The 5,333-nt window shown below is 68.0% G+C and carries 5 protein-coding genes and 1 pseudogene; 4 read left to right on the forward strand and 2 right to left on the reverse strand.

Annotated elements, in window-relative coordinates; genetic code table 11:
* Positions 1 to 74 precede the first annotated feature (74 nt).
* Positions 75 to 1,697 carry an acyl-CoA synthetase gene (locus I0Q12_RS21110; protein WP_197254334.1) on the reverse strand — a complete coding sequence of 541 codons (1,623 nt, stop codon included), beginning with the start codon at positions 1,695 to 1,697 and terminating at the stop codon, positions 75 to 77.
* Between the two features lie 136 nt (positions 1,698 to 1,833).
* Between I0Q12_RS21110 and I0Q12_RS21115 the strand changes: the two genes are divergently transcribed.
* From I0Q12_RS21115 to I0Q12_RS33440, 4 genes and pseudogenes are all read left to right on the forward strand, one after another.
* On the forward strand, positions 1,834 to 3,048 hold the full coding sequence (locus I0Q12_RS21115; protein ID WP_197254336.1) for a winged helix-turn-helix domain-containing protein: 1,215 nt from the start codon (positions 1,834 to 1,836) through the stop codon (positions 3,046 to 3,048).
* A 47-nt stretch (positions 3,049 to 3,095) separates the two neighbouring features.
* On the forward strand, positions 3,096 to 3,779 hold the full coding sequence (locus I0Q12_RS21120) for a TspO/MBR family protein (RefSeq protein ID WP_231611137.1): 684 nt from the start codon (positions 3,096 to 3,098) through the stop codon (positions 3,777 to 3,779).
* A 287-nt stretch (positions 3,780 to 4,066) separates the two neighbouring features.
* Positions 4,067 to 4,162 (forward strand): annotated as a pseudogene (locus I0Q12_RS35165) (DUF2510 domain-containing protein); the annotation flags it as partial.
* Positions 4,163 to 4,297: 135 nt separating this feature from the next.
* Positions 4,298 to 4,639 (forward strand): hypothetical protein, encoded by a 342-nt coding sequence (locus I0Q12_RS33440; RefSeq protein WP_231611138.1) that lies wholly within the window; start codon positions 4,298 to 4,300, stop codon positions 4,637 to 4,639.
* A 96-nt stretch (positions 4,640 to 4,735) separates the two neighbouring features.
* On the opposite strand, the gene I0Q12_RS33445 is transcribed toward I0Q12_RS33440, so the two are convergent.
* Positions 4,736 to 5,333: acyl-CoA dehydrogenase family protein (locus I0Q12_RS33445; RefSeq protein WP_269437664.1), on the reverse strand; the 598-nt coding region annotated here is incomplete at its 5' end.

The raw sequence follows: 5,333 nt of genomic DNA on the forward strand, positions 1-5,333 counted from the left end.
CCCGCCTTTCCGAGCGAATGTACCGTTCGCTCGGTTGGAGGAGCCGAGCGATACATTCGCTCGGAGGGGACCGGTCAGATCTTCATGTCGACGAGCACGCGGCGGAGCAGCTTGCCCGTCGTGTTGCGGGGAAGTTCCTCGAGGAAGATCACATCGCGCGGCACCTTGTAGCGCGCCAGATTCGCCTTCACGTACGCCTTGATCTCCTCGGGGTCGCGAGCTGCTGTGGGTGTGGGGACCACGAACGCCCGCAGGCGGGCGCCGAACTCGGGATCCTCCACCCCGACCACCGCCGCGTCGAGCACGTCGTCGCGTTCGACCAGCAGGTTCTCCACCTCCAGCGGATACACGTTCTCCCCGCCGGAGATGATCATGTCGTCGTCGCGGCCGTCGACGAAGAGATAGCCGTCGGCGTCCCAGTGACCGACGTCGCCGGTCGCGAGCAGACCGCGGATGCGTTCCTTGTCCCGCCCGTCCGTATAGCCCTCGAAACTCAGCCCGCTCGCGACGAAGATGCGTCCGGACACGCCGGGTTCGGTGACGGGGTTACCCGCGTCGTCGAGGATCTCCACCCGGCACGACACGGGTGGGCGGCCGGCGGTTCCGGGCGCGCGCCGCAGGTCCTCGGGGGTCGCGACCGTCGCGACCGCGCACTCGGTCGACCCGTAGAGGTTGTGCAGGACGTCGCCGAACGCCTCGCGGGTGCGCCGGCACAGATCGGGGGACAGGGCCGACCCGGCAGCGAAGATGATCTTCAGGCTCGAGGTGTCGAACTCCGTGATCTTCCCGATGCCGAGGTCGAGGATGCGCTGCAGCATCGTGGGCACGACGACCAGCACGTTCGCCCGTTCGCCCTCGATGAGCCGCAGGGTTTCGAGCGGATCGAACCGGCGCGCCATGATCACCGTCTGCCCCAGCGCCAGGGCCATCGCCATCTGGGAGACGCCGGTGCCGTGGAAGGCGGGCGCGGCCATGAGCATCCTCTGGCCACGACGCAACGGAACCCGGTCGAGGAACTGGGCGGATGTGAACGGCGAGGTCCGGCCGCGTGGCGCGCCCTTCGGGGTGCCGGTGGTACCGCTGGTGAGCAGCACGAATCCGCCCGGCTCCGACGGCGCGGGGACCGGCGACCGATCGAACTTGTAGAGCAGCGAGTCGATGGCCGGTGCGCCGGGAACCAGCTCGTCCTGCCACGACAGATAGGTGCGGGTGCCCTCGGGCAGGGCAGCGGCCGCGGCGGCGAACTCGGAGTCGAACACGAACGTCTCGACGTTCTCGCGGGCCGCGATGTCGGCGAGCTGGCGGGGTGCGAGTCCGGTGTTCATCAGCACGAGTTTCGTGCCGAGCTTCGCCGACGCGAGCATCGTCAGGACCAGGCCGCGGTGGTTGCGTGCCATCACACCCAGCACGGTGCCGGGGCGGATGCCGTCAGCCTGCCAGGCCCGCACCAGCGCGTTGGACATGCCTTCGAGGTTCCGGTAACTGACCGCGCCACGTTCGTCGATGATCGCGATGGCCTCGAGGCCGCGTGCGACGTCGGCGTGCACCGGCCCGGCGAACGGTCCGTACTTGCGCACCGCGAGGAGCGTGGAGACCGTGTGGTCGACCCGGGGGAACGACAGTACCCCGGCGCGCTGCATGACCATGAGCGATCCGACGGTGTCGGTGACCTTCCGGACGAGATCCTGCGCCGACATACGACACCTCCTTGTGCCCGATGGATGCACCCACATCGTGACCCAAATCACAGCCGATGGGGGCACCTTTGCGCTCACCGTCGCCCCGGGTAGGGGAGGAAGCTCCGATGTCGGGGGTCGATGACAGGGTGGAGGTGTGCTCGAGTTGACCGCCGACGCGGCCCGACGCGTCGTCCTCGCCGCCCAGGGTTTCGCGGACCGTCGCCCGGCCGGCCGTGCCACGCGCCGTCACGTGCTGCGCGCGGTCCAGCGCACGTCGTTGCTTCAACTCGACTCGGTGTCGGTCGCCGTGCGCGCGCACTACATGCCGGTGTTCAGCCGGATCGGTGGTTACGACCGCGAACTCCTCGACACCGCCGCCTGGCAGAACACGAGCCGGTCGCCGCGCGCCCTCGTCGAATACTGGGCGCACGAGGCCGCGCTGATCCCCGTCGACGACTGGCCGCTGATGCGGTGGCGCATGAACCGCTACTCCCACGGCCGCTGGGCCGGGGAACGACGTGTGGTGGAGCAGAATCCCATGCTGGGCAGGGATGTGCTCGACGTCGTCAGGGAGGTCGGTGCCGCCACCGCCGGGGACATCGAACGGCACCTGCGGATCACGCCGCAGGGCCGCGGCGGGCCGTGGTGGGGACGCACCGAGACGAAGGTGATCTGCGAGCAGCTCTTCGCCTCCGGCGCGTTGTCGGTCGACCGGCGGGTCGCCTTCACCCGGCACTACGACCTGGCCGAACGTGTCCTCCCCGACGACGTGATCGGCGTGGAGATCGACGAGCGCGACGCGATCCGCGAGCTCGTTCGCCGTGCGGCACGGTCGCTGGGGGTGGCCACCGCCGCGGATCTGCGCGACTACTACCGGCTCTCGGCCGAGCAGACCACGGCGGCCGTGGCCGATCTCGTCGACGAGGGCGTGCTCGTACCCGTGACCGTGCGCGGCTGGTCCGATCCCGCCTACCTGGATGCCGCCGCCCGCATCCCGCGACGCGCGCACGGCACGGCGCTGCTCTGCCCGTTCGATCCGCTCGTCTTCTGCCGGCCGCGCACCGAGCGGCTCTTCGGCTTCCGGTACCGCATCGAGATCTACACGCCCGCCCACAAACGCGTGCACGGCTACTACGTCTTCCCGTTCCTGCAGAACGGTGACCTCGTGGGGCGGGTCGACCTCAAAGCCGACCGCGGAGCCGACGCCCTGCGCGTGCCGGGCGCGTTCGTCGAACCGGGTCGCGACGCCGGGGAGGTCGCCGAATCCCTCGCCGTCGAGCTGTGGGAGATGGCGACCTGGCTGGGACTGTCCGATGTCGTGGTCGGGGACCGCGGCGACCTGGTCGCCGAGCTGGCGGTGCGCCTCTGACAACCCTTCGGGGTTTCGTGAACGGCCAGGACGGGCATCTGCATCGCATGACGTCCCACGTCGGCACGACTTCGCTCACCGACTCGATCCGCACGACGGTTGTCGCACTGAGTGCGGTCGTCGCGGTGCTTTGTTCGTTCCTCGGCTCGGGAGCGGTTGCCGGAACCCCGATCTCGGAGGCGGCGGGAGGAGCATTGTCGGCCGATGCGACGGCCGTCGCGCCCGGCGGCGCCGCCTTCTCGATCTGGACGCTCATCTACGTCGGGTTGATCGCGCTCGCAGCGTGGCAGGCGCTGCCGCAGCAGCGCGCGAATCCGCGTCAGCGACAGTCAGGGTGGTGGATCGCCGCGTCGATGCTGCTCAATGCCGCATGGATCCTGGCCGTCCAGTTCGATCTGATCTGGCTCAGCGTCGTGGTCATCGCGGCGCTGCTCGGGGTTCTGGCCAGGGTTTTCGTGTTGCTCACGGCAACCCGGCCGGAGTCCCGACTCGAGGCGGTGGTGGTCGACGGCACCATGTTCGTGTATCTGGGCTGGGTGGCGGTCGCGACGGTGGCGAACATCGCCGCCGCGCTGCAGGCCGACCGCCTCGACCCGCTGGGTCTGGGAGCGGACACATGGGCGGTGGTCGTCCTCGCCCTGGTGGCCGTCGTGTCGGAGTTCCTGGCCGTTGCCGCCGTCGTGGCAGCGGTGTCGGCGGTCGTCGTCCGGACCGCCGTTTCGAGCGCGTAGCCGTGGTCGCACGGATCCGGATTGAACACGTGGTTGAGGCCCGGGTTCCCCAGGGATGCAGGCCTGGTGGCCATCCTTGCGCACCCGGTTCCATCGGGCGCTGTCAATATCTGGCGCCAAGCGAAATTTCGCCGTCACGGGTATGGGGCATGTCACAATTCGGAGGATTGAGGAGTTCGCCGCGCGATCGATCGAGGTAGTGCGAGGTCCGCGAATGGCACGCCGCGTTCGGAATCTCCCGGCGCACGTCACCGGTGGTCGCCCGCCCCTGCAGAACGGAAGCGTGAATGAGTCAACCCGACGGGTGGTACCCGGACCCAACGGATCCGAATCGGGAGCGGTGGTGGAACGGGGATGCTTGGACCCAGCAGACTCGACGAATAGGGGCCCCGCCGTTGGTGGCTACTTCGCAGGCGATAGCCCAACCGGCGGCAGCCCCGGGCTCGCCATATATGCCGTATGTAATTGCCGCTCTCGCAGCGGGAGTCGGAATCATCGTCGGAAGCATCGGACCGTGGATGACATTCATTGGAATGTCGCGAACCGCCATGGACGGTGACGGTGCAATCACATTGGTGCTGGGAATCGTCGCGGCGGTGATGTTGTTTGCTGTCGTGGTCCGGGACGGCGCGGCGGGAACTGTCCTCTGTGGTTTCGCTGCCGTCCTAGGCGTCATCTGCCTTGTCGTCGCGGTCGTGGACGTAAACGAGGTGACGTCGAGAAATTCGGAGTTGTTCGGGCGTGAAGTAGGTGCCCAAGTCGGATGGGGATTGTGGCTGATGGCGTTGGCGGCCGCGGCGATGAGCGTTGCTGCAGGGATTGCTGCCTGGCAGATCCGAACACAGAATCGACTGGTGTGATCTTCGGACCCGCCCATTGGTTGCCGAAGCAGGGACCGAGAAGCCCCCGCCGGGGTACGCGACGGGGGCTTCCCTTCAAGAACTGTTGTGCAGGTGCTATTTCAGTTCCGACGACGACTTGCCGAGCAGGCGTCGCGCGACGATGAGCTGCTGGATCTGCTGGGTGCCTTCGAAGATGTCGAGAATCTTCGAGTCGCGTGCCCACTTCTCGAGCAGCGGCCGCTCCGAGTAGCCGTAGGTGCCGGCGAGTTCGACGGCCTTGAGCGACACCGCGGTCCCGGTGCGTCCGGCCTTCGCCTTCGAGATGGACGCCTCGAGCGAGTTCGGCTTCTTGTTGTCGGCCATCCACGTGGCGCGCAGCGCGAGCAGGTAGGACGCTTCCCAATCCGCCTCGAGCGCCAGGAATTCGGCGGCCGCGGCGTGCTGGTTGTTCGCCGGGATGTCGTAGGACACCTCGATCCCGGCCTCGGACAGGATCGCGCGCAGTTCCTCGAGCACGGCCCGTCCCAGGCCGATCGCCATACCGGCCACGATCGGCCGGGTGTTGTCGAAGGTCTGCATGACGCCCGCGAAGCCTTGTTCGACGTTCACCTCGGGGGAACCGAGGATGTTGTCCTTGGGGATTCGGCAGTCCTGCAGAACCAGGACCGCGGTGTCGGATGCCCGGATGCCGAGCTTGTGCTCGAGCCGGGCG

The sequence above is a fragment of the Rhodococcus sp. CX genome (genome assembly GCF_015865005.1).
In the GTDB taxonomy this organism is placed as follows: domain Bacteria; phylum Actinomycetota; class Actinomycetes; order Mycobacteriales; family Mycobacteriaceae; genus Rhodococcus.